Below are 23,368 nucleotides of genomic sequence, written 5' to 3' on the forward strand. Positions count from 1 at the left end.
GCCCTCTGGGTCGGCGGGTTCGTCGTATTTGGTGCGTACCCGGAACATGAGGGGAGTCTTGGCATATCCTGAGAAACGTCCCCGCACGCGCGGGCTCATATCCCCCACCCCTCCCGGAGGACCCATGACTTCTGTTCGTACCGCCGTCCGCGCGGCCGCCGTCCTCGGCGCCACCGCCGCCCTGACCGTCGCCGGTGCCGGCGCGGCGTCGGCCGCCACCGCATCGAGCCCTGTCGTCGAGGGCAACACGATTTCCATCACCTTCGAGAATGACGGTCTCGGAGATGTCGCTACCTGCGTCGCCGCCGTCGCACCCACAGCTGAAGCCGCAACCTTCGCCAGCAAGCTCGCCGCCATCTCGACCCTCGACCTCGGTGCAATCACCGAGCTTCTGAGTGGCGACACCGTCGCCACGTTCCTTCGCAGCCCGCTGAATTCACCCATCGCCAATGTCACTCTCGGCGACGTGACCGTCTCGGCCACGGTCGAGTCCGGCGTCTACTCCGCCGTTACCTACTGCGTGCCCGGCGAGCCGTCCATCACCCCGCTCGTCGTGGTCGGCAACCCGCTTGACGCAGCTCTCGGCAGCCTGGGCGCGATGAGCTCCGGCGAGGGTGCTGGCCTCGACACCCTCTCGTCCGTCCTCGGCGGAGGAGACACTGAAGGCGCACTCGACCTGGGCACTCTCTCTTCTGCACAGGGCGAGACCGAGAACTGACCTCAATCGCGCTAAATCGCGTCCCACGCTGCCCGGCCGGGTCCGCCCCGGCCGGGCATCGTCGTTCACCGGGCGGACGGCCTGCGCCTGTGTAACACTGAGCGCAACCTGAGCGACAGGTGTGATGAGCACCACCGACCATCCTTTACCTCACGTAGGACTGCCCATGTCCCTCGCAAAGAAGATCGCCGCAGGATTCGCCGCCGTCGGCATGGCCGCCGGCCTCACCGTCGCCGGCGCCGGTGCCGCGAACGCCGCGGTCCCGGTTCCGCACGTGTTCGGCAACCAGGTCGTCGTCGACATCACGCAGCCGCTGCCGGGCCAGACGTGCCTCGGCATGCTCGTCCCGCCCGCCGCGGGTGCTGACGTGGCCGGCGCGGCCATCGCCGGGGGCGGCGATCTCATGGCCATCATCCGGACGCTCGGCAACCGCGGCGACGTGGTCGCGCTGCGCGGCCCGGGCGTGCCCGGCATCTTCACCCTCCCCATGACGCTGCCCGGTCAGCCGGGCCGGCTGGTCGCCGAGAACGTGCCGTCCAACGTCTACGCGCTCGCGGTGATCTGCCTGAGCAACAACGGCCCGGCCGAGCCGCACCTGTTCCCCGCCGTGGTCGGCGGTCCGCTGGACGCGTTCGCCGGTAGCGCTGGTGGCAGCACCGGAATCACCCCCGCTCCCGTCCAGGGCGGCGGCACCACCGGCTCCCTCAACGGCCTCGGCTCCTGACGCACCGCATGCCCGGCCTCGCCGGCGCAGAGAGAAGGGCCCCGCACCGGGTGGTGCGGGGCCCTTCTCCATGTCAGTGGCGCTGTCAGGCGTCCAGTCGCTCGATGATCGTGACGTTGGCGGTGCCGCCGCCCTCGCACATGGTCTGCAGGCCGTAGCGGCCGCCGCTGCGCTCGAGTTCGTTGAGCATCGTGGCGAACAGCTTGGCTCCCGTGGCGCCGAGCGGGTGGCCCAGGGCGATGCCGCCGCCGTTGGGGTTGACGCGGGCCGGGTCGGCGCCCGTCTCCTTGATCCAGGCGAGGACGACGGGGGCGAACGCCTCGTTGATCTCCACGACGTCGATGTCGTCGATCGACAGGCCGGTCTTCTCCAGCGCCCACTTGGTGGCGGGGATCGGCGCGGAGAGCATCATCACCGGGTCGTCGCCGCGAACGGTGAGGTGATGGATGCGGGCGCGGGGCTTGAGCCCGTACTTCTCGACGGCCTCGGCGGAGGCCAACAGGCCGGCGGAGGCGCCGTCACAGATCTGGGAGGCGACGGCGGCGGTGAGCGAACCACCCTCGGCCAGCACCGGCAGGGAGGCCATCTTCTCGAGGGTGGTCTCCCGGGTGGTCTCGTCGGCCTCGAGGCCTGCCATCGGCACGTACTCGTTCGCGAAGCGGCCGGCGGCGATCGCGGCACGAGCGCGCTCGTGCGACTGGAGGGCCCACTTCTCCATCTCCTCGCGCGAGATGCCCCACTTGTCGGCCATCATCTGCGCGCCGTTGAACTGGGAGATCTCCTGGGAGCCGAAGCGCTCGACCCAGCCGGTGGAGCCGGTGAACGGGTCGTCGAAGCCGAACTCGCGGCCGGCGAGCATGGCCGAGGAGATGGGCAGGGCGCTCATGTTCTGCACGCCACCGAACAGGATGACGTCCTGGGTGCCGGACCAGATGGCCTGGGCGCCGAAGTGGATGGCCTGCTGGCTCGAGCCGCACTGGCGGTCGACGGTGGTGCCCGGCACGCCGAGCGGCATCCCGGCGGCGAGCCACGCGGAGCGGGCGATGTTTCCGGCCTGGGGGCCGATGGTGTCGACGCAGCCGAAGATGACGTCGTCGACGACCTCCGGGTCGATCCCGGTGCGCTCGACGACGGACCGGATCACGTGCGCGCCGAGGTCGGCCGGGTGCTGCCCCGACAGGCTTCCGGCGCGCTTGCCGACGGGGGTGCGGACGGCGTCGATCACGTAGGCCTCACGGCCGGTCACGCTGGTCATGGATCTCCTCGGGGTGGGTGAGAAAGGTCAGCCGACGGTGAGGCCGTCGAGAACGATGTTGAGGTACTGGTCGGCGATCGCCGCGTGGTCGTTGTCGTCGTCTGGCCGGTACCAGCGGACGGCGACCCACACGGTGTCGCGGAGGAAGCGGTAAGTCAGGCGCACGTCGAGGTCGCCCCGGAAATCCCCGGACTCCATCCCCCGCCTCAGCACGTCGGTCCACATCTCGCGGAACTCGGTGTTGCGCTCGCGCAGGTAGTCGAATCGCGGGTTGCCGCGGAGGTGCTTGAGCTCGTCCTGGTAGATGGCCACCTCGTTGCGGTCGCGGTGGATGGCCTCGAACGACGCGCGGACCAGCGCTTCCAGGGTCGCGCGCGGGCCGAGCCCGGAGCCGACGATCCTTCGGTACTCGCCGAAGAGCGCGTCGAGGAAGCCACGCAGGATCTCGTCGACGATCGCCTCCTTGGAGGCGAAGTGGTGGTACAGACTTCCCGAGAGGATGCCCGCGGCGTCGGCGATGTCGCGGACGGTGGTCGCGCGCAGGCCGCGTTCTGCGAAGAGTTCCGCCGCGATGGACAGGAGTTCCTCACGCCTGGTCGTACTGCTCATGCGCCCACACTACCAACCAAGCACTTGCTAGGTAACGGCGTGCCCTCCGCATCTCGTGCGATCGAGACGCCCTGGGACGCCAGAGCCCTGTCGCTCATGGTGTGGATAACATTCATCCAGCAATCCGGCTGGTTAGTGGAAGCGGCGTCAGGCGCGCTGCGAGGAGATGGAGACGACCTCACCGGTGAGGTAGGTGGTGTAGTCGCTGGCGAGCATCGCGATGGTGGCGGCGACCTCCCACACGTCGGCGGCGCGGCCGAAGGCCTCCTTGGCGGCGAGTTCGTCGAGCAGCTCGGCCGAGGCGGACTTCTCGAGGAACTTGTGGCGCGCGATGGACGGGGCGATCGCGTTGATACGCACTCCGAAGTCCGCGCCCTCGATGGCCGAGCACCGCGTCAGGGCCATGACACCGGCCTTCGCGGCCGCGTAGTGGGCCTGGGCGCGCTGGGCGCGCCAGCCCAGGACGGAGGCGTTGTTGACGATCACACCGTTGTGCGGGGCGTCGCGGAAGTAGCGCAGCGCGGCGCGGGTGGCGCGGAATGTGCCGTTGAGCGTGATGTCGAGGACGCGGTCCCAATCCTCGTCGGTCATGTCGACCAGCTCGGTCTCGCCACCCAGTCCGGCGTTGTTGATGAGCACGTCGATGCGGCCGAGCTTCTCGGCGGCGCCGGAGATCAGCGCGTCGACATCGGAGGTGGACTGCACGTTGCAGGTGATCGCCTCGAACTGCTTCTCGGGGAACTCCGCGGCGAGCGCGTCGCGGGCCTCGTTCATGCGCCGCTCGTGGAAGTCGGAGACCAGGACGTCGGCGCCCTCGAGCGCGGCTCGACGGGCCGCGGAGAAGCCGATGCCGGTGCCGGCGGCGGCCGTCACGATGACCTTCTTGCCCTTGAGCAGCCCGTGGCCCGGGGTCTCCTCGGGGACCGCTGCGAGGGGGGACTTGTGTTGGGTCATGACGGCCTGGCCTCTCGGGGTAGTCCGAGCACGCGCTCGGAGATGATGTTGCGCTGGATCTCGTTGGATCCGCCGTAGATGGTGTCGGAGCGGGTGAACAGGAAGAGTCGCTGCCACTGGGCGAGCTCGAGGTTCTCCGGGTCGCGGAGGTCGTTGGGGACGCCCTCGGAGGTATGGGTGGGCCCGGTGAGCGACTCGGCGCCCTGGACCTCCATCGCGAGTTCTCCCAGGTCGCGGTGCCAGTTGGCCCAGAGCAGCTTGGCCGCGGAGGCGTTGCCGCCGGAGGAGTCGCGCTCGGCGAGCGTGCGCAGCGCGTGGGCGCGGATCACCTTGAGGCCGATCCACGCGCGGGTGATGCGCTCGCGCACGGCGGGCACCTCGGCGCTGCCGTTGGCGCGCGCCATGGCGGTGATCTGCTCGAGTTCGCGGGCGAAGCCGACCTGCTGGCCGAGCGTGGACACGCCACGCTCGAACTCGAGCAGGGTCATGGCCACCTTCCAGCCCTCGCCGCGCTCCCCCACGATCATCTCCGCATCGGTGACGGCGTCGTCGAAGAAGACCTCGTTGAACTCGGAGGTCCCGGTGAGCTGCTGGATGGGACGGATCTCCACGCCGGGCTGGTCGAGCGGGACGAGCAGGAAGCTCAGGCCCTTGTGGCGGCTCGTCCCCTCCTCGGTACGGGCCACGACGAACGCCCACTGGCTCAGGTGGGCGAGCGAGGTCCACACTTTCTGACCGTGCAGGTGCCACTTGCCGTCCTCGCCCAGCCGGGCGGTGGTGGCGACGTTGGCCAGGTCGGATCCTGCGCCCGGTTCCGAATAGCCCTGCGCCCACAGTTCGGTGACGTCGATGATCCGCGGCAGGAATCGGTCCTTCTGCTCCCGGGTCCCGTGGGCGATCAGGGTCGGGCCGAGGAGCGTCTCACCGAGGTGGGACACCCGCGCCGGGGCGTCCGCCTTGGCGTACTCCTCGTGGAACCGCACCTGCTGGCTCAGCGACGCACCGCGCCCGCCGTGCTCGACCGGCCAGCCGACGCAGGTCCACCCCGCCGCCGCCATGTGCCGCTCCCAGGCGAGGCGTTGCGGGAAGAACTCGTGTTCGCTGCCGGGGCCGCCGACGCCCTTGATCTCGGCGAACTCGCCGACGAGGTTGGCATCCAACCAGGTGCGGAACTCCGCCGCGAACTCGTCGTCGGTCATCTCCGACGCGGGCGTGCACTTCTCGGGTGCCGAACTCTCGGTCATACGCCCACACTACCAAGCACTTGCTTGGTTTGCCGGAACCGCCCTCCGCCCACGCCGGGATCGGTTTGGATGACGCCCATGAACTCCCCGTCTCAGCCCCTGTCCGGCAAGGTCGCCTTCATCACCGGCGCCGCGCGCGCCCAGGGTCGGGCCCATGCGGTCCGCCTCGCCTCGGAGGGCGCGGACCTCGTCGTCGTCGACGTCTGCGCGCCGGTGTCCGGGTCCGCCACCTATCCCGCACCCACGCCGGACGACCTGGCCGAGACCGTCCGCCTCGTGGAGGAGACCGGCCGGCGCGCGATCTCGGCGGTCCTCGACATCCGCGACCTGGGCGCGCTGCAGGATCTCGTCGCCCGCACGATCTCCACCTTCGGACGGTTGGACATCCTGGTCGCCAACGCCGCCGTGCTCAGCTGGGGGCGACTGTGGGAGATGCCGGAGGACGACTGGGACACGGTCATCGGCGTCAACCTCAGCGGCACGTGGCGGACGATCCGTGCCGCGGTGCCGGCGATGATCGAGGCGGGAAACGGCGGGTCGATCATCATCGTCAGCTCGTCCGCGGGCCTCAAGGCGACGCCCGGGAACGGGCACTACTCGGCCTCGAAGGCCGGCCTGGTGGCGTTGACCAACGCCCTCGCACTCGAGGTGGGCGAGTTCGGCATCCGCGTCAACTCGATCCACCCCTACTCGGTGGACACGCCGATGATCGATCCCGAGGGCATGGCCGACCTCTTCGGCCGCTTCCCGTCGTTCCTCCACAGCTTCTCGCCGATGCCCCTGAAGAACGCCCGCGTGGACGGCGCGAGCACGCTCGCCGACTTCATGCCGCCCGAGGAGGTCTCCGAGGTGGTCTCCTACCTCGCCGGCGACGGTTCGCGGTCGATCTCCGGTGTCCAGCTCACGGTCGACCGGGGAGCGCTCAAGTACTGACGCCGCCAAACCAAGCACTTGCTTGGTAGGGTGCGGGCCATGAGCACCACCGTGGAGACCACCCCCGCCGCCCTGCGTCGCGCGGCCCGGTCGTGGCCGGAGCGCGAGGCGATCGTCGACGTGCAGCCCGGCCAGGACACCCGCTGGACGTGGGCCCACCTGCTCGACGAGGTCCGCCGGTTCGCCGCCGGCCTCGTCTTGCGCGGGCTCGCCCCCGGTGACCGCGTGGTGATCTGGGCGCCCAACACCCGCCACTGGGTGGTCGCGGCGCTGGGCGTGCAGTTCGCGGGAGGCACCGTCGTCCCTGCGAACACGCGCTACACCGGGAGCGAGACGCTGGAGATCATCCAGCGCACCCACGCGGTGGCGGCCGTGGTCGCGGGGACGTTCCTCGGCACCGAGCGGATCGTCGACCTCGTCGACGCCGCCGGGGCCACCGACGCCACCGGGGCCACCGGGGCCACCGGGGCCACCGGGGCCACCGCCGGCCCGCTCGCGGGGGCCACCTCGCTGCGCACGATCGTCCGCATCCCCCTCGACGCCGGCGATACGGTCCGCGCGGGCGCGGGCGCCGCCGGGGGCGTCGACGTCCTCGACTTCGACGACCTCCGCGCGCTGGCCACCGACGACCTGCTCGCCCGGGCCGACGCCCGCGCGGACGCGGTGACGGGCGACGACGTCGCCGACATCCTGTTCACCTCCGGCACCACCGGTAAGAGCAAGGGTGTCGTGGCCCTGCACCGCCAGACCGTCGCGGGCTCGCGCGCGTGGGGCTCAAACAACGGGCTGACGGACCGGGACGGCTACCTCATCGCCAACCCGTTCTTCCACAGCTTCGGCTACAAGGCGGGCTTCCTGGCGTGCGTCCTGTTCGGGGTGACCATCGTCCCGCTGTCGGTCTACTCGACCACCGAGACCATGCGGCTGATCCGAGACGAGAAGATCACGATCCTCACCGGTGCGCCGACGATCTTCCAGACCCTGCTCGACGACCCGGCCCGCGGCGACTACGACCTGTCGTCGCTCCGCGTGGCGGTGACCGGCGCGTCGGTCGTGCCGGTGGCGCTCATCGAGCGGATGCAGTCCGACCTGGGCCTGGAGACGGTTATCACCGCGTACGGACAGACCGAGACGATGGGCTTCATCACCACCACCCGGACCGGCGACGACGATGTCACGGTCTCCACCACGTGTGGCCGCGCCTACCCCGGCATGGAGATCCGCATCGGCGAGCACGGCGAGATCCTGACCCGCGGCGAGATGGTCATGCAGGGCTACCTCGACGACCCGGAGAACACCGCCAAGACCATCGACCCGGACGGGTGGCTGCACACCGGCGACGTGGGCGAGATCGACGCCGACGGCAACCTGCGCATCACCGACCGGCTCAAGGACATGTACATCAATGGCGGCTTCAACGTCTATCCGGCGGAGATCGAGCAGACCCTCGCCCGCCTGGACGGCGTGGTGGAGTCGGCCGTGATCGGCGTGCCGGACGACCGGATGGGCGAGGTCGGCAAGGCGTTCATCGTCCGTCGCGAGGGCTCGACCCTCACCGAGCAGGACGTGCTGGACTTCTGTAGAGAGCACCTTGCCAACTTCAAGCGGCCGCGGACGGTGGAGTTCGTCGAGTCACTCCCGCGAAACGCGTCGGGCAAGGTCCTCAAGACCGAGCTGCGATGAGCGCCCCGGTGGGCCGGCGCGGCGCCGTGGTGGTCACCGGGGCGTCGGGCGGGATCGGCGCGGCCGTCGCCCGCCGCCTGGCCGCCGAGTTCCCCGACGCGCCGGTGGTGCTCGGGTACCGCTCGACCGAACCGGCCGACCTGGCCGCCGAGCTGGCGGCGCGGTCGAGCAACTCGTGCGCGGACTCGCCGCAGAGGAGGGACGCTTCGGGGTGCGCGGGGTTCATCTCGGGCCAGAAGCTCGACGTGGACGGCGGATACGGCGTCTGATCGGGACTGTCTGAACCGGGCCGCGGGGCCACGTCCGGTACAGTACCAACCAAGCACTTGCTAGGCAAGGAGAGTTGCAGGTCATGACCGATGCACCCATCCCTCCGGTCCTCGGGGTCGACGACCTCGGGCCGGACACGCAGCCGGTGGCCTACGAGGTCTCCGACGGCACCGCGTACGTCACGCTCAACCGCCCCGACTTCCGCAACGCGCAGAACTCGGTGATGACGTACTCGCTGGACAACGCGTTCATCAAGGCCGTGGAGGACGACTCGGTCAAGGTGATCGTCCTGCGCGCGGCCGGCAAGCACTTCTCGGCCGGCCACGACATCGGCACGCCCGAGCGCGATCACCACGTCGAGTACCCCAACCGCGCCGCGATCTGGTGGGACCACACCACCCGCGGCGGCGGCGACCGGCGCCTGGCGCGTGAGACCGAGGTCTACGTCCAGATGTGCCGCCGCTGGCGGGAGATCCCCAAGCCGATGATCGCCCAGGTGCACGGCGCCTGCATCGCCGGCGGGCTCATGCTCGCGTGGGTCTGCGACTTCATCGTGGCCGCCGACGACGCGTTCTTCTCCGACCCCGTCGTGAAGATGGGCATCCCGGGCGTCGAGTACTTCGCCCACGCCTTCGTGCTGGGCCCGCGCCGCGCGAAGGAGATCCTCTACACCGGTCGCAGGTTCGGCGCGGCCGAGGCGCTCGAGTGGGGGATGCTCAACCACGTCGTGCCCCGCGACGAGCTGCAGGCCAAGGTCGACTCGATCGCCGAGGAGATCAAGGCCATGCCGGCGTTCGGGCTGACGCTCGCCAAGAAGGTCATCAATGCGAACGAGGACCAGATGGGGCTGCAGACCTCGCTGGACACGGCGTTCGGCTGGCACATGTTCGCGCACTCCGCCAACGCCGAGCCTGACGACACCGACTCGTTCTCCGCGTCCCTGGGCGGGATGGACGCCCGCTCCATGCGCGACAGCGCCAACACCGGTTCGACGGGCGGCCCCGCGCCGTCCGGCGAGAAGAAGGAAGGCTGACACCGTGGATCTGGATCTCGACGCCTCGACGCAGGAGTTCCGCCTCGAGGTCCGGCAGTGGCTGGCCGAGAACGTGCCGTCCGAGCCGCTGCCGCACATGGACACCCGCGAGGGCTTCGAGGCCCACCGCGAGTGGGAGCGGACGATGGCCGACGCCCGCATGTCGGTCGTGTCGTGGCCCGAGGAGTTCGGCGGGCGCGACTGCGGCCTGGTCAACTGGGTCGTCTTCGAGGAGGAGTACTTCCGCGCCGGCGCGCCGCTGCGGGTGAGCCAGAACGGCATCTTCCTGCTGGCCCCGACCCTGTTCGACCACGCCTCCCCCGAGCAGCTCGCGCACATCATGCCGCGCATGGCCCGGGCCGACGACATCTGGGCGCAGGCGTGGTCCGAGCCCGAGGCCGGGTCCGACCTGGCCTCGCTGCGCTCGACCGCGAAGAAGGTCGACGGCGGCTGGGTCCTCAACGGGCAGAAGGTGTGGTCGACCCGCGCCTCGTTCGCGGACAAGGGCTTCGGGCTGTTCCGCACCGATCCGGACGAGCCGCGCCACAAGGGCCTGACCTACTTCATGTTCGACCTGCGGGCCGAGGGTGTCACCGTGCGCCCGATCGATCAGCTCGACGGGCTGCCCGGCTTCGCCGAGCTGTTCCTCGAGGACGTCTTCGTGCCCGACGACCCGGCGGACCCCGCCTCCTCCGGCGTGATCGGCGAGGTCAACCAGGGCTGGAAGGTTGCCATGTCCACCGCGAACAACGAGCGCGGCCTGTCCCTGCGCTCCCCGGGACGCTTCCTCGCCACCACCGACCGCCTGCTCGAGCTGTGGGACTCCCGCGAGGGCGACCTCGACGACCGGACCCGCGGCGCCCTGGCCGACCGCGTGGTCGACGCGTGGATCGGCTCCCGCGCCTACGAGCTGAGCACGTGGAACACCGTCACCAAGCTCACGGGCGGCGCCAACCTGGGCTTCGAGTCCTCGATCAACAAGGTCTTCTGGTCGGACTGGGACATCGCGACCCACGAGACCGCCCTGGACGTCCTCGGCACCGCCGGCGAGCTCGCCGGCGAGCAGTGGATGGACGGCTACCTGTTCGCCCTCGCCGGCCCCATCTACGCGGGCACCAACGAGGTCCAGAAGAACATCATCGCCGAGCGACTCCTCGGCCTCCCGCGCGGCTGAGAAGGCGGTTTCACACATCATGCAGTTCGCACTCGATCCCGAGATCATCGACTTCGCCGGCAGCATCGACTCCCTGCTGGCCAAGTCCGACATGCCCGCGGTGATCCGCGCCTGGGCTGACGGCGACACCGCCCCCGGCACCGCCGTGTGGGGACGCGTCGCCGAGACGGGCGCCGCCGCCCTGCTCGTCGACGAGGCCGCCGGCGGTGCCGGGGCCACCGCGGTGGAGGCCGTGGTCGCGCTCGAGGTCCTGGGCCGCCACGCGGTGCCGGGCCCCGTCGTGGAGACCGTCATGGTCGCGCCGCGCATCGCCGCCGCGCTCGGTGGCGACTCCGACGCCGGGGACGTGGCCGGCGAGATCGCCGGCGGCGCGCTCGCGTCCGTCGCCGCGCCCGGGGTGTCGCCGTTCGCGCCGGACCCCCACGTCGCGCAGTACCTGTGGGCGGTGTCCGACGACGAGGTGTTCACGGCCGAGGCCGGAGAGACCCGTCGCTCGGTCGACCGGGCCCGCACGGTGGCCACGCCGACCGCCGGGGCCCGCGCGGCGGCGGTGAGCACCACGGACCTCGTCAACCACGGGGCCCTCGGCACCGCGGCCCAGCTCCAGGGGCTCGGCCAGGCCATGCTCACGACGAGCGTCGACTACGCCAAGCAGCGCAAGCAGTACGGCAAGCTCATCGGCGAGTACCAGGCGCTCAAGCACCAGCTCGCCGAGGTCGCGATCGCGCTGGAGATGGCCCGCCCGCTGCTGTGGGCCGGAGCCCTGGCGATCGCCGAGAACCCCGGCGACCCCGGCGCCGCGGTCCGCGACGTCTCCGCCGCCCGCGTGGCCGTGGCCGACGCCGCCTACCTGTCCGCCCGCACCGCCCTGCAGGTCCACGGCGCGATCGGCTACACGCTCGAGCACGACCTCGGCCTGTGGCTGACCAAGACCCGCGCCCTGCAGACCGCGTGGGGCACGCAGAGCTACCACCGCGGCCGGGTCCTGGACTCGCTGCGCGCGGGCTCCGCGGCCCCCGCCGACGCCGCGGGGGCGGCCCGATGAGCGCCCCTGCCGCCCCGGCGACCGCCTCCCCCGGCGTGGACACCGAGGAGCAGGCCGCCCTGCGCCAGTCGGTGGCCGCGCTGCTGGAGAAGAAGTCCGATTCCGCGGCGGTCCGCGCGGCGTTCGCCTCTGCCGACGGGTACGACCCCGCCCTGTGGTCGACGCTGGTCGACCAGATCGGTGCCGCCGCCCTGTCCGTGCCCGAGGACTACGACGGCGCCGGGGCGACCTGGGTCGAGACGCACCTGGTGTGCGAGGAGCTGGGCCGCCGCCTCACTCCGTCGCCGATGCTCGGCTCCGCCGTCCTCGCCGCCCAGGCCGTGCTCGCCTCCGGCGACGAGGCCGCGTGCGCGCGCCTGCTGCCCGGCATCGCCGCCGGCGAGGTGGCCGCGCTGTGCTGGGCCGGCCGCGACGGCTGGGCCACACCGGGCGTCCGCGCGGACGGGGGACCCGAGGCGGCGAGCGCGACGCTGTCCGGCACCGCCCACCACGTGCTCGGCGCCGACACCGCCGCGACGCTGCTGGTCGTGGCCGTCGCGGGCGACACCGTGGGGCTGTTCGAGCTGCCCGCCGACGCCGACGGGGTCACCATCACCCGCGTACCGGTCATGGACCCCACCCGCACCCTGTCACGCGTGGAGTTCGACGGCGCCAGCGCGACCGCGATCGCGACCCGGCCGAGCTTCCTGTCGCGCCTGCGCGCGGCGGCGTGGGCGGCGATCTCCGCCGAGCAGGTCGGCGCCGCGCGCGCCGTGCTGGACTCGACCGTGCAGTACACGCAGGAGCGCAAGCAGTTCGGCCGGGTCATCGGCTCGTTCCAGGCGCTCAAGCACCGCATGGCCGACATGTACGTCAAAGTCGAGACCGCCCGCTCGCTGTCCTACTCCGCCGCCGCGCTGGTGGCGCAGTTCCAGGCCCTCGGCGACGGACCCGACGCCGACGAGGCCGCCTTCGCCGCGGAGATCGAGGCGGCCGCCGCCAAGGTCTACTGCTCGGAGGCACTGCAGTGGATCTCCGGGGAGTCGATCCAGCTCCACGGTGGCGTCGGCATCACCTGGGAGTACGACGCGCACCTGTACTTCAAGCGGGCGCACGGCACGGCGCAGCTGCTCGGGCAGCCCCACGAGCTCCTCTCCGCGCTCGAGGTGGCGGCGGGCATGTAGGCGGGGCCTCTAGAATCGGCCGCATGACCCCCTTCCCCGCGCATGGACGGACCAATGACCAGCGGTCGGCCGAGGACCTCGCGGCCCAGGCCGGACGCCTGCTCACCGACCTCCGGGTCTCCAGGGTGGCGCCCGAAGATCTGGGCGAGTTCGCCGAGGGCGAGGCCCGGTCCGTCATCCTCGACCGCCTCGCGGTCGCGCGGCCCGATGACCTCGTGTATGGCGAGTGGGACCCCGACTCCCGCGCCCGGCTGGAGGCCGACCGGGTGTGGTTCGTCGACCCCCTCGACGGGATGCGCTCCTACGTGACCGAGGGGCGCCCCGACTGGGCCGTGCACGTCGCGCTGTGGGAGTCCGGCCCCGAGGGCGTCGGCGGGATCACCGCCTGCGCGATCGCCATGCCCGCCTACGGCAGGGTCCTCACCGGACGCGGCGCCACCACGTACCAGCCGATGTCGATCATCCGCGGCCCCCGGCCCGGGCCTCTCGTGCCGCCCCGCGATGACACCCGTCTGCGCATCGCCGTCTCCGAGGCCGAGCCGCCCGTGTTCGCCGAGGACCTCGCCGCCAAACTCGACGCGTCCCTTGTACACCTCGGGTCCGGCGGCGGCAAGACCGCCACCGTGCTCGAGGGCGAGTGCGACGCGTACATCCACACCAGCGGTCACCACCAGTGGGACTCCGCCGCGACCGTCGGAGTGGTGCAGCAGCGCGGCCTTCACGCCAGCGCCCTGGACGGCAGCGAACTGGTCTACAACGTCGAGCAGATCGAGTACCCCGATCTGCTCGTCTGCACCCGCGAGGTCGCCGACCGCGTCATCGAGGCGGTCGCCGAGTACCTCTGAGCGTCAGGAGTCGAGGCCACGGTATCCTGCGAAGCGCTCGGCGATCCGCTCCTCGCTCAAGCCGTAGTCGGCGAGGGTGTAGCGGTGAGCGGGTGCCCGGTCCCCGGAGAGGCTGCGCTCGTTCTCCGCGACCACGGCCGCGCGCACGTCCTCCGACAGCTCCGTGCCCGCCGCGGCGTATACGCGCTCGACCACGCCGGCGGGGTCGTCCAGCAACTCGTGGTGGTCGACGTCGACGAACGTAGCCCCCGACGCCGGGGCCGCCTCGTGACGGGCGCGTGCGGCGGCGAACGTCTCGACGCCACGCGCCCACAGGTCCAGCTGCGAAGAGCCGATGTACTCCGGGGTGAACCGCGTGGACCAGTCGGCGGCCGTGCGGTGCGCGAGCGAGCACATCGACGCCATCGACTTACGCGGGTCGCGGTGCGTCTGCACCACCACCGCGTCGGGGTACACCTCGAGTAGCGCGTCGAGCGCGAACAGGTGGCTCGGGTTCTTGAGCACCCAGCGCCGGTCGGGGTCGTTGGCGCCGATGAGCTGCAGGTTGCGCTTGTGCCGGTGGTACGCGGGCACCCAGTCGACGCCGGTCAGCCACTGCGAGTAGCCGTCGAGCCGCGCCAGGCATTCGTACGACACCGAGGTCAGCGACTGCCGCAGCAGCTGCCAGCACTCCTCGAGGTCGTCCGCGGAGAGGTAGTGCACACCGCCGTAGTCAGGGTTCTCGGCCATGAATCCGGAGTACAGGTCCCGCAGGCCGACGTAGGCGGGGTCGTCCTCCCACTTCTCGCGCGGCGGCCGCGGCTGAGGGACCTCGGTCAACCAGAGCTCGAGCCCCTGGTTGGCCGGATCGGCGCCAAGGAGCCGGTGCAACGCCGTGGTACCGGTGCGGGGCAACCCGGTGACGACGACGGGCCGCTCGATCGTCACCTCCGCTCCCGCGGGGTCGGACGCGAGGGCCGACGTCGACAGGAGCCTCGCGGTCAGCGCGCCCTTGAGCACGGAGCGCCAATACTTGCTCCCGGCAGGGGTCAGCCCAGCGTCCGAGTGCAGGGAGTCGAGCAGGACGCCCAGTGCCTCGCGGTGGCGATCCTCGCCGTCGCCGAAGTCCTCGAGCCCCACGGTGTGCGAGGCGCTGGCGTGGAGATCGTCGACGGTCCCGACGTGGACCCGGTCTTCATCGCTCACGACAGTCCCCCTCTCACGACAATCCGCGCCGGGCGAACGCCTGCTGACGCGCGGCGATCCGCTCACGCCACTGCTCCCCGGTCACGCTCAACTCGTCGTGGCACGGGACCTCGTCGGGCACCCGCTCGAACGGTATGACCTTCATCGTGGGGCCGAACTCCGGGCCGATGGGACCGTCGGTCCGCTGCCACCGGAACTGCATGATGCCCTCGCGGCGGCCAAGCGTCTCGACCCAGTTCGCCAGCCCGGGATCGCGCTCGGACACCACCAGGTGGATGAGCCCGTCGGTGGTGACCTGCGCCTGGGCAGCGGTGAGACTCGTCTGGTGGTGCACGTATTCCAGCGAGGCGTACCACATACTGCCCAGCTGGAAGCCCTGGTAAGGCACGCCGGCATCGGGCACCGAGATGACGATCGCCTCGTCCGGGCCGAGCTCGAAGATCCCGGCGGACGAGAACTGGGTGGTGAGCCCTCCCGGGGTCTGCCGGGGCACGTTGAGAGTATTGCGCGGCTGCTCGCCGAAGAACCAACCGGGGAAGGCCAGCCACGTCTGCAGCCGCCCGACGAGCGCCTCGGCGAGCTTGGCATAGAACTTCTCCTGCCCCGCGAGCGAGACGGGTTCCGGCGCGGTGCCGACCGTATCGAGTCTGCGGATGATCGCCGACCCGGCCTCCTCCCGGCTCCAGTCGGAGAACACCTCGCGGACGGCGATCATCGACGACCCAGGGTGCAGCACCACGTAGCCGGGGTCGCCCTCGTCGTCTTCGTACCTCGCCGGTCCCAGGCGGAAGCCATACCGTCCCCGCTCGTCGATCTCAAGACGACGGTCGTCGAACGCCGCGTGCGACGCGGCGCGCTCGTCGGCCGAGTACGTCCCCGCCATGACCTGGAACGACAGGTCCGCCGTGGTGCCGCGGCGGCCTTCGATGGCGTACTCCGCGCCGTCGGCGAGGTTGGCGTAGTAGTACAGCGTGTCCGGGTTATCCAGTCCCATCTTGGTGTACGGGCCCGTCGCCTCGAACAACTGCGGGTGCGTGCGTCCGCGGTGCTGGCCCGTTTCTATCGCCCCGCGGATCGTCCCGAGCAGGTACTCGAGTCCCTCGGCCACGTCCTCGTCGGTGCGCACGTGCGGCGCCGACCGGATGACCTCCTCCGCATCCGCCAGCGCCTTCGCCAGCGGCCCGGTCACCCCGCTCACAGCCAGGTGTAACTGTCGGCAGAGGTGATGAAGTTGGCCAACTCCTCCTGCTCGGGCGTCGGATCCACGACGTCTTCCTCGATGCTGAGGTAGGCGCCGCGGTAGAACAGCAGCGGGCGGATGTCCCGCTTGGTCGGGCCGAGGTTGTCGACCCGACCAAGCACGATCCAGTGGTCCCCGCCGTCGAGGACCTGGTCGATCTCGCAGTCCAACCACGCCATGACGCCCTTGATCACCGGCGAACCGAGTGGGCTCGGTCCCCAGTCGATCTCGGCGAACTTGTCGTCCCCGCGGCGGCCGAACGTCGAGGAGACGTCCTCCTGGTCCTCGGAGAGAATGTTCACCGCGAACCGGCCCGCCTTCTCGATGCCCTTCCACGACCCCGACGTCTTCATCGGGCAGAACAGCACGAGCGGCGGCTCCAGCGACAACGCCGAGAACGACTGGCACGCGAAGCCCACCGGCTTGTCGTCCTCGACCGCGGTGATGACGGTGATGCCCGTACAGAACTGGCCCAGCGCGTCACGCAGTTCACGGCTGCTGAAGGACTGCCCCTTCGGGCGTTCGTCGGTGCTGCTCATGGGGGTCGGTCCTTCCTGGACTGAAGATCGTCGGGGTGGGCGCGTCGACGGCCGGGCCCCGCGGGGGTACGGGGCCCAGCCTAGGCAACTACTTGTGGCCGACGGAGAAGTCGTGACCCCACAGGCTCACGGCCGTGGACTCGCGGGCGACCCACTTCTCGTCGTCCTCCACCTGCTGGCCCTCGCAGCCGTACTCGCAGTCGAAGCCGCCGGGCGTCTTCATGTAGAAACTCAGCATCTTGTCGTTGACGTGCCGCCCGAGCGAGGCCGACAACCGGATCTTCTTGCGCATGGCCCGGTCGAGCGCCAGCCCGACGTCGTCCGCCGTACCGACCTCCACCATGAGGTGGATGATCCCGGTCGGGTTGGGAAACGGCGTGAACGCGAGCGAGTGGTGGCGCGGGTTGCACCCGAGGAACCGGAGCCACGCCGGCTCGCCGTCGGCCGGGCGGCCGACGATCTCCGGCGGCAGGCTCATCGAGTCGCGCAGGGAGAAGCCCAGCACGTCCCTGTAGAACTCGAGCGCGGCGGCCTCGTCCGGCGTGGACAGCACGATGTGGCCCGCGCCCTGGTCGCCGGTCACGAACTCGTGGCCGTACGGCGTCGGGATGCGCCGGTGCTGCAGCGCGATGGTGTGGTAGATCTCCAGCGTGAACCCGGCCGGGTCCTGGCAGGTGATCAGCCCGCGCACCTCGCGGTCACGCTTGACCTCGGCCGGCGCATCCTCCCACGGCACCCCGGCCGCGTCGAGGCGCCGCTTGACGTCCTCGAACTCGCCCTCATTGGCGCACTCCCAGCCGACCGCGGAGAGCTCGTCCTCCCCGCCGGGGACGATGATCCACCGGTGCGGATGGTCATCCATCCGGAAGTAGAGGGCGTCGGGGTCCTCGCCCGAGCCCACGACGAAGCCCAGAACCTTGGTGCCGTACTCGCGCCAGGCGTCCATGTCCGTGGCGAAGACCCGGACGTACCCGAAACTGCTGATCGCCATAAATGCCAGTCCTCTCGATCCGCCGACGACGGATCAGACCATCGAGTCGGTGACCTTCTCGCCGAACTCGTTCTGCCCATACATGATGTACGCCTTCGTCGCCTCGTTGGCGGCGTGGACCCTACCCGCGTTGGCGTCGCGCCAGAACCGCTGGATCGGCGAGCTCACCTCGAGCGCGCGGGCACCGGAGTTCTGGAACAGCAGCCCGATCGCGTCGATCGCGCGTTGCGTGGCGCGGACCTGGTCGCGGCGAGCGCGCGTGCGGATGTCCATGCCCGGGAAATCCCCGGCACTTATGAGGTCCTGCTCCTCACGCACGTTGCGCATGAGCTGCAGCCACGCGGCGTCGATGTCGCCGGCGGCCTCGGCCAGACGGACCTTCGCGAACGGGTCGTCCTTGACCTTGGTCCCGAACGCGGCGCGGACCCGTTCCTGCTGGTGTGAGCGGTGGACGTCGTAGCAACCGAACGCCATGCCGACGATCGGCGTGGAGATGGTGGTGGGATGGATGGTGCCCCACGGCATCTTGTAGATCGGGTTGGTGTTGACCTCGAGCCCCGGCGCCTTGGTGGCGGCCATGAGACCGAAGGACAGGACACGGTGCTCGGGGATCAGCGCGTCGGAGACGACGATGTCGTTGGACCCGGTGCCCTTGAGGCCGACGACGTGCCACACGTCGACGATCTCGTACTGGGACTTCTCGACCAGGAAGGTGCAGAAGTCCACGATCTTGTCGTTCTCGTCGAGGACCGGACCGCCGACGAAGACCCAGTCGGCGTGGTCACTTCCCGAGGACCACGACCACTTGCCGTTGAGCACCAGCCCGTCGTCGGTCTTCTTGGCCGCGCCCATCGGGGCGTACGACGACGAAATCCGCACGGTCGGGTCCTCGCCCCAGACGTCCTCCTGTGCCTGCTGCGGGAACAGCGCCAGGTGCCAGTTGTGAATGCCGAGGATGCTCGCGCACCAACCGGTGGACGGGCACGCGGTCGCGATCGTCATGGCGGCGGTGTAGAAGGTTTCCATGTCCGCCTCGTAGCCGCCCCACTGGGCCGGCTGACAGAGCCTGAAGAAGCCGGCCTCATCGAGCTCCGCGATGTTCTGCGGGTGGACCTTGCGCAGGTCCTCGGTCTCCTGGGCGCGCTCGGCGAAACCGGGCAGCAGGGCCTTGATGCGGTCGATGACCTCGTGGGAGGCGTACTCGCTCATGTGTACCTCTCTGGCAGTGCGTGGGAGTGATGCGGTCTAGGCTAGAACACGTTACAGTTTTGCACCAGGCAACCCCTAGCAGGCGGAACACCCTGGCACCCCGTGCCAGCACGAACGCTCCCTGGTTGTGGCCCGCCACCTCATTCTATAACCTGTTCTCATACGGCTCGCGCCACTCAGGAGGATCATCATGACCGCACCCGGTTCGGCCCCCGGAGCCGTCCGCGAAATCGATACCGGCGAGGTCCGGGATCGGTACGCGCGCGGATGGCACTGCATCGGCACCGCCAAGGAGTTCACCGACGGCGAGCCCCACTCCATCCAGGCCTTCGGCACCAAGCTCGTGGTGTGGGCGAACGACGAGGGCGAGATCAACGTCCTCGACGCCTACTGCCGCCACCTGGGTGGGGACCTGTCCGACGGCTCCATCAAGGACGGCAACATCGCCTGCCCTTTCCACGACTGGCGCTGGGGCGGCGACGGCAAGTGCAAGGGCATCCCGTACGCCAAGCGCGTGCCCCTGCGCGCCAAGACCCGCTCCTGGATCACCAACGTCCAGTCCGGCCAGGTCTTCGTGTGGCACGACCACGAGGGCAAACCGCCGCAGCCCGAGGACGCCATCCCCGCGATCCCCGAGTACGAGACCGGCGAGTGGACCGACTGGCAGTGGAACCGCCTCGTGATCGAGGGGTCCAACTGCATGGAGATCGTCGACAACGTGGTCGACATGGCGCACTTCTACTACATCCACTACGCCTTCCCGACCTACTTCAAGAACGTCTTCGAGGGCCAGAAGGCGACCCAGTACCTCAACACCAAGGGGCGTCCCGACCACGACCCGTCCGGCGGAAAGTACGGGGACACGCTGCTCGAATCCGAGGCCTCCTACTTCGGCCCGGCGTACATGATCAACCCGCTCAAGCAGATGTACGGCGGCTTCGAAACTGAGGCCATCCTCATCAACTGCCACTACCCGATCGACCAGAACTCGTTCGTGCTGATGTACGGGCTGTCGGTCAAGAAGCCCCGGGGCTTCGACGACGCCACCTCCGAGAAGATGGCCGCCAAGATCGCGACCTTCTTCGGCGAGGGCTTCCTCCAGGACGTCCGCATCTGGCAGCGCAAGTCCCAGATCGCCAACCCGCTCCTCTGCGAGGAGGACGGCCCCGTCTACCAGCTCCGCCGCTGGTACGAGCAGTTCTACGTGGACCGCGACAAGGTGACGCCGGAGATGACCGAGCGCTTCGAGTTCGAGGTCGACACCACCGCCGCCAACCAGTACTGGGAGAAGGAGGTCGCCGAGAACATGCGCAGGCAGGAGGCCGGTGAGGCCGAGATCTCCGACGAGCAGACCCAGTACACCGGCATGGCAGAGGTCGCCGGCGAGGCGGGCGCCACCCGGTCGCAGAACTGATGTTCAAGAAGAACGACGCGCGGCGCGCGCCGACCTGGGACGACACCGACCCGGCGCGCGCCGCGCGACTCCACTCGTACACCGACCTCGACCGCGAGACCTACACACGAGCGGGCTTCCAACCCGTCGAGTGCCGTAGCTGCGGGGCGTGCGTCTCGGTTCGCAAGAACAGCGAGAAGCACACGTCCATCCAGTGGACCGAGGGCAGCGACCGCACGTGCCCCGTACTCACCGACTGGCGCGCGGGCGGCGAACGGCCGGAGGGTGAGGACACCTGCCCCCGGATGCTGGCGAGCATCCGCTACGCCTACGCGGAGGGTCTGCTGACCATCTCCGAGGGCGTGGACCCGGCCGACGACGAACACATGGTCAACCCGCTGTTCGTCCCCGAGTGACACCGCAACGGCACAGGACTTCCACTGAGTGGGAAGCGCTCGGTGGAGGTCGCCGCCGTCTGCGACAGTGCCCTGCGACCCCCGTCCCCCGCGTATCAAAGCGATAGGCTCCGCATCCATGACCGACACCCCACAGCTCGGCTCCTTCGTCCGCGCACTCACGATCGCAGACGTGATCGAGGAGACCGCCGACGCCAAGTCGATCGTCTTCGACATCCCCGCAGGCGGCGAAGACGACTTCAGGTACACCCCGGGGCAGTTCCTCACCCTGCGGATCCCGAGCGACCGGACGGGTTCCGTCGCGCGCTGCTACTCCCTGTCGAGCTCCCCCACCGAGGACGCCCGTCTCAAGGTGACCGTCAAGCGCACGATCGACGGCTACGGCTCCAACTGGCTGTGCGACAACGCCGCGGCCGGCATGAGCATGCACGTGCTCGCACCGTCCGGCATCTTCACCCCCAAGAACCTCGACCAGGACTTCATCCTCCTGGCCGCCGGATCCGGCATCACCCCGGTGATGTCGATCCTCAAGTCCGCGCTCGCGCAGGGCACCGGCCACATCGTCATGGTGTACGCCAACCGCGACGAGAATTCGGTCATCTTCAAGGACGAGCTGCAGGACCTGCAGCGCAAGAACCCCGACCGCCTCACGGTCGTCCACTGGCTCGAGTCCGTCTCCGGCATCCCCACCGCCGAGATGATCGGCAACCTCCTCCAGCCGGTCGCCGCCAAGCGCCACTCCTACATCTGTGGCCCCGCGCCGTTCATGGAGACCGTCAAGAACGGCCTGCGCCGCTCCGGCGCCGACATGCACCTCATCCACACCGAGGTGTTCTCCTCCATCGAGGGAGACCCGTTCGCGGAGATCGTCATCGACGACTCCCCCGGCGAGGACGGGGCCGGCCCGGCCACCGCGATCGTCGAGCTCGACGACGAGGTGCACGAGGTGCCCTGGCCACGTCAGACCCCCCTCCTCGACGTCCTGCTCTCCAAGGGCATCAAGGCGCCGTTCTCCTGCCGCAAGGGCGAGTGCTCCGCGTGCGCCTGCATCCTCAAGTCCGGAGAGGTCGAGATGATCCACAACGGGATCCTCGACCCCGAGGAGGTCGAGGAGGGTTACGTCCTGAGCTGTCAGCTCCTGCCCAAGACCGACCGCGTCGAGGTTTCCTACTCCGAGTAAGTCCACGGTGACAGACTGGGGAGCGTGAACTCCCCGCTCGTCGCCTTCACCTCGAAGTACGGTTCCACGCGCCGCTACGCCGTCGCCCTAGCGGAGCAGCTCAGCACGCCCGCCGTCGAACTGTCGACGCTGACCACCGCCCACGACGCCGACCCCTTGATCGTGCTCGCACCTGTCAACGCGACCCGCATCCTCGGGCGACGTCGGATCATCCGGGCGATCCGCTCCGCTCCCGGGCGCGCAGCCCTCGTCGTCGTCGGACTCTCCCCCGCCGACGACCCCGGGCGCGGTGACCTGGCCGCCCTGCGCCGCGAACTCCGCAGGACGCCCGAGGCTCCCGCCGCGCAGCTGCTACTGCACTCCCGCCGCCTCCAACTGGTCGACGCGGCGACCCTCGAGCCGGTCGTGACCTGGGCACTCGGCGGGGTCAGGGTCGACCCGTGACAGCCACGACGCCCCGCCCCGCCCCGGGTGCGCGACTGCGGCGGGCGGGGTGAGGATCAGGCGTTCGCCAGTTCCTTCTGGATCTCCAACGCGATGTCGATGAGCTGGTCCTCCTGGCCGCCGACCAGACGACGCTCGCCGGCGCGGAGCAGGATCTCCGACGCGGGCACGTTGTAGCGCTGCGCGTGCCCCTCGGCGTGCTTGAGGAACGACGAGTAGCAGCCCGCGTAGCCGAGCATCATGGCCTGGCGGTCGACGACGCACTCGGTGGGCATGAGCGGACGGACGACGTCCTCGGCCGCGTCGGCGATCTTGAAGAAGTCGATGCCGGTGCGGATGTCGAGCTTGTCGCAGCACCCGACGAGCGCCTCGACAGGCGTGTTGCCCGCGCCCGCGCCGAAGCGGCGGGTTGAACCGTCGATCTGTTGCGCACCCGCGCGGATGGCCATGATCGAGTTGCCCACGCCGATGTCGAGATTCTCGTGGCCGTGGAAGCCCACCTGGGCGTCGTCACCGAGCTCCGCGACGAGCGCGGAGACACGGTCGGAGACCTGGTCCATTACCAGCGCGCCGGCCGAGTCGACGATGTAGACGCACTGGCAGCCGGCGTCGGTCATGATGCGCGCCTGCTTGGCGAGCGCCTCCGGCGGCTGGGTGTGGCTCATCATGAGGAAGCCGACGGTCTCCAGACCGAGCTCGCGTGCGTAGCCGAAGTGCTGGATCGAGACGTCGGCCTCGGTGCAGTGGGTGGCGACGCGGCAGATGGAGCCGCCGTTGTCGCGCGCGGCGAGAATGTCGTCCTTGATACCCAGGCCGGGCAGCGTGAGGAACGCGATCTTGGCCTGCTTGGCGGTCTCTGCCGCGGCCTTGATGAGATCCTGGTCGTAGGACTTGGCGAAGCCGTAGTTGAACGACGCGCCGCCGAGCCCGTCACCGTGGGTGACCTCGATGACGGGGACTCCCGCGCCGTCGAGGGCGCCGACGACGTTGCGGACGTCCTCGACCGAGAACTGGTGCCGCTTGTGGTGGGAGCCGTCCCGCAGCGACGAGTCGGTGATGCGGATGTCGAGCTCGGAGCTGTACGCCCGTGCGTCGGCGTTGTGGGGGTTGGTCTTGTCCAT

24 protein-coding genes are annotated in these 23,368 nt (G+C 69.9%); 14 read left to right on the forward strand and 10 right to left on the reverse strand.

The window, feature by feature from the left end:
* The first annotated feature begins 124 nt into the window (after positions 1–124).
* Both DCI01S_RS00150 and DCI01S_RS00155 read left to right on the forward strand, forming a co-directional pair.
* Entirely contained in the window at positions 125–718 is a 594-nt protein-coding gene (locus DCI01S_RS00150; protein WP_061227404.1) for a hypothetical protein, read from the forward strand.
* Between the two features lie 166 nt (positions 719–884).
* Complete coding sequence (locus DCI01S_RS00155) at positions 885–1,442, forward strand: hypothetical protein (RefSeq protein WP_061227405.1); 558 nt, start codon at positions 885–887, stop codon at positions 1,440–1,442.
* An 85-nt stretch (positions 1,443–1,527) separates the two neighbouring features.
* On the opposite strand, the gene DCI01S_RS00160 is transcribed toward DCI01S_RS00155, so the two are convergent.
* The 4 genes from DCI01S_RS00160 to DCI01S_RS00175 all read right to left on the reverse strand — a co-directional run bounded on the left by DCI01S_RS00160 (position 1,528) and on the right by DCI01S_RS00175 (position 5,504).
* A complete protein-coding gene (locus tag DCI01S_RS00160) occupies positions 1,528–2,697 on the reverse strand; it encodes an acetyl-CoA C-acetyltransferase (RefSeq protein WP_061227406.1) in 1,170 nt (389 codons plus the stop codon).
* A gap of 27 nt (positions 2,698–2,724) precedes the next feature.
* On the reverse strand, positions 2,725–3,306 hold the full coding sequence (locus DCI01S_RS00165; protein ID WP_061227407.1) for a TetR/AcrR family transcriptional regulator: 582 nt from the start codon (positions 3,304–3,306) through the stop codon (positions 2,725–2,727).
* A 147-nt stretch (positions 3,307–3,453) separates the two neighbouring features.
* A complete protein-coding gene (locus DCI01S_RS00170) occupies positions 3,454–4,260 on the reverse strand; it encodes an SDR family oxidoreductase (protein ID WP_061227408.1) in 807 nt (268 codons plus the stop codon).
* Positions 4,257–5,504: an acyl-CoA dehydrogenase family protein gene (locus DCI01S_RS00175; protein ID WP_061227409.1), complete on the reverse strand. Its 1,248-nt coding sequence runs from the start codon at positions 5,502–5,504 to the stop codon at positions 4,257–4,259. The genes DCI01S_RS00170 and DCI01S_RS00175 overlap by 4 nt, the downstream gene beginning before the upstream one ends.
* A 78-nt stretch (positions 5,505–5,582) precedes the next feature.
* Between DCI01S_RS00175 and DCI01S_RS00180 the strand changes: the two genes are divergently transcribed.
* From DCI01S_RS00180 to DCI01S_RS00215, 8 genes are all read left to right on the forward strand, one after another.
* On the forward strand, positions 5,583–6,437 hold the full coding sequence (locus DCI01S_RS00180; protein WP_061227410.1) for a mycofactocin-coupled SDR family oxidoreductase: 855 nt from the start codon (positions 5,583–5,585) through the stop codon (positions 6,435–6,437).
* Positions 6,438–6,476: 39 nt separating this feature from the next.
* Complete coding sequence (locus DCI01S_RS00185; RefSeq protein ID WP_061227411.1) at positions 6,477–8,120, forward strand: AMP-binding protein; 1,644 nt, start codon at positions 6,477–6,479, stop codon at positions 8,118–8,120.
* Positions 8,117–8,389, forward strand: coding sequence for a hypothetical protein (locus tag DCI01S_RS17775; protein WP_061227412.1), 273 nt, complete (start codon positions 8,117–8,119; stop codon positions 8,387–8,389). Before DCI01S_RS00185 ends, DCI01S_RS17775 begins: the two co-directional genes overlap by 4 nt.
* An 83-nt stretch (positions 8,390–8,472) precedes the next feature.
* Positions 8,473–9,423 carry an enoyl-CoA hydratase gene (locus DCI01S_RS00195; protein WP_061227413.1) on the forward strand — a complete coding sequence of 317 codons (951 nt, stop codon included), beginning with the start codon at positions 8,473–8,475 and terminating at the stop codon, positions 9,421–9,423.
* A 4-nt stretch (positions 9,424–9,427) separates the two neighbouring features.
* Complete coding sequence (locus DCI01S_RS00200; protein ID WP_061227414.1) at positions 9,428–10,597, forward strand: acyl-CoA dehydrogenase family protein; 1,170 nt, start codon at positions 9,428–9,430, stop codon at positions 10,595–10,597.
* 19 nt (positions 10,598–10,616) lie between these two features.
* The gene (locus DCI01S_RS00205) at positions 10,617–11,642 is read left to right on the forward strand and encodes an acyl-CoA dehydrogenase family protein (protein ID WP_061227415.1); all 1,026 of its coding nucleotides are present in this window, start codon (positions 10,617–10,619) and stop codon (positions 11,640–11,642) included.
* A complete protein-coding gene (locus tag DCI01S_RS00210; protein WP_061227416.1) occupies positions 11,639–12,805 on the forward strand; it encodes an acyl-CoA dehydrogenase family protein in 1,167 nt (388 codons plus the stop codon). Before DCI01S_RS00205 ends, DCI01S_RS00210 begins: the two co-directional genes overlap by 4 nt.
* Positions 12,806–12,828: 23 nt before the next feature.
* Positions 12,829–13,650, forward strand: a complete 822-nt coding sequence (locus DCI01S_RS00215) for an inositol monophosphatase family protein (RefSeq protein WP_061227417.1) — start codon at positions 12,829–12,831, stop codon at positions 13,648–13,650.
* A gap of 3 nt (positions 13,651–13,653) precedes the next feature.
* Here the strand turns inward: DCI01S_RS00215 and DCI01S_RS00220 are convergent, their stop codons facing one another.
* From DCI01S_RS00220 to hsaA, 5 genes are all read right to left on the reverse strand, one after another.
* Positions 13,654–14,835, reverse strand: a complete 1,182-nt coding sequence (locus DCI01S_RS00220) for a sulfotransferase family protein (protein ID WP_061227418.1) — start codon at positions 14,833–14,835, stop codon at positions 13,654–13,656.
* 13 nt (positions 14,836–14,848) lie between these two features.
* Positions 14,849–16,033, reverse strand: coding sequence for a hypothetical protein (locus DCI01S_RS00225; RefSeq protein WP_061227419.1), 1,185 nt, complete (start codon positions 16,031–16,033; stop codon positions 14,849–14,851).
* Positions 16,030–16,614, reverse strand: a complete 585-nt coding sequence (gene hsaB, locus DCI01S_RS00230; RefSeq protein ID WP_061227420.1) for a 3-hydroxy-9,10-secoandrosta-1,3,5(10)-triene-9,17-dione monooxygenase reductase subunit — start codon at positions 16,612–16,614, stop codon at positions 16,030–16,032. Before hsaB ends, DCI01S_RS00225 begins: the two co-directional genes overlap by 4 nt.
* An 88-nt stretch (positions 16,615–16,702) precedes the next feature.
* Positions 16,703–17,605, reverse strand: a complete 903-nt coding sequence (gene hsaC, locus DCI01S_RS00235; protein ID WP_061227421.1) for an iron-dependent extradiol dioxygenase HsaC — start codon at positions 17,603–17,605, stop codon at positions 16,703–16,705.
* 33 nt (positions 17,606–17,638) lie between these two features.
* Positions 17,639–18,814 (reverse strand): 3-hydroxy-9,10-secoandrosta-1,3,5(10)-triene-9,17-dione monooxygenase oxygenase subunit, encoded by a 1,176-nt coding sequence (gene hsaA, locus DCI01S_RS00240; protein WP_061227422.1) that lies wholly within the window; start codon positions 18,812–18,814, stop codon positions 17,639–17,641.
* Between the two features lie 190 nt (positions 18,815–19,004).
* Here hsaA and DCI01S_RS00245 point away from each other — a divergent pair, with 190 nt between their 5' ends.
* From DCI01S_RS00245 to DCI01S_RS00260, 4 genes are all read left to right on the forward strand, one after another.
* Positions 19,005–20,228: a 3-ketosteroid-9-alpha-monooxygenase, oxygenase component gene (locus DCI01S_RS00245; RefSeq protein ID WP_061227423.1), complete on the forward strand. Its 1,224-nt coding sequence runs from the start codon at positions 19,005–19,007 to the stop codon at positions 20,226–20,228.
* Complete coding sequence (locus DCI01S_RS00250; RefSeq protein WP_061227424.1) at positions 20,228–20,623, forward strand: hypothetical protein; 396 nt, start codon at positions 20,228–20,230, stop codon at positions 20,621–20,623. Before DCI01S_RS00245 ends, DCI01S_RS00250 begins: the two co-directional genes overlap by 1 nt.
* A gap of 118 nt (positions 20,624–20,741) precedes the next feature.
* Positions 20,742–21,803 carry a ferredoxin--NADP reductase gene (locus tag DCI01S_RS00255; RefSeq protein ID WP_061227425.1) on the forward strand — a complete coding sequence of 354 codons (1,062 nt, stop codon included), beginning with the start codon at positions 20,742–20,744 and terminating at the stop codon, positions 21,801–21,803.
* 24 nt (positions 21,804–21,827) lie between these two features.
* A complete protein-coding gene (locus DCI01S_RS00260) occupies positions 21,828–22,247 on the forward strand; it encodes an NADPH-dependent FMN reductase family protein (protein ID WP_061227426.1) in 420 nt (139 codons plus the stop codon).
* A 56-nt stretch (positions 22,248–22,303) separates the two neighbouring features.
* Here the strand turns inward: DCI01S_RS00260 and dmpG are convergent, their stop codons facing one another.
* On the reverse strand, positions 22,304–23,368 hold the full coding sequence (gene dmpG / locus DCI01S_RS00265) for a 4-hydroxy-2-oxovalerate aldolase (protein WP_061227427.1): 1,065 nt from the start codon (positions 23,366–23,368) through the stop codon (positions 22,304–22,306).

It is taken from the genome of Dietzia cinnamea NBRC 102147, from assembly GCF_001571065.1.
GTDB classification, from domain to species: domain Bacteria; phylum Actinomycetota; class Actinomycetes; order Mycobacteriales; family Mycobacteriaceae; genus Dietzia; species Dietzia cinnamea.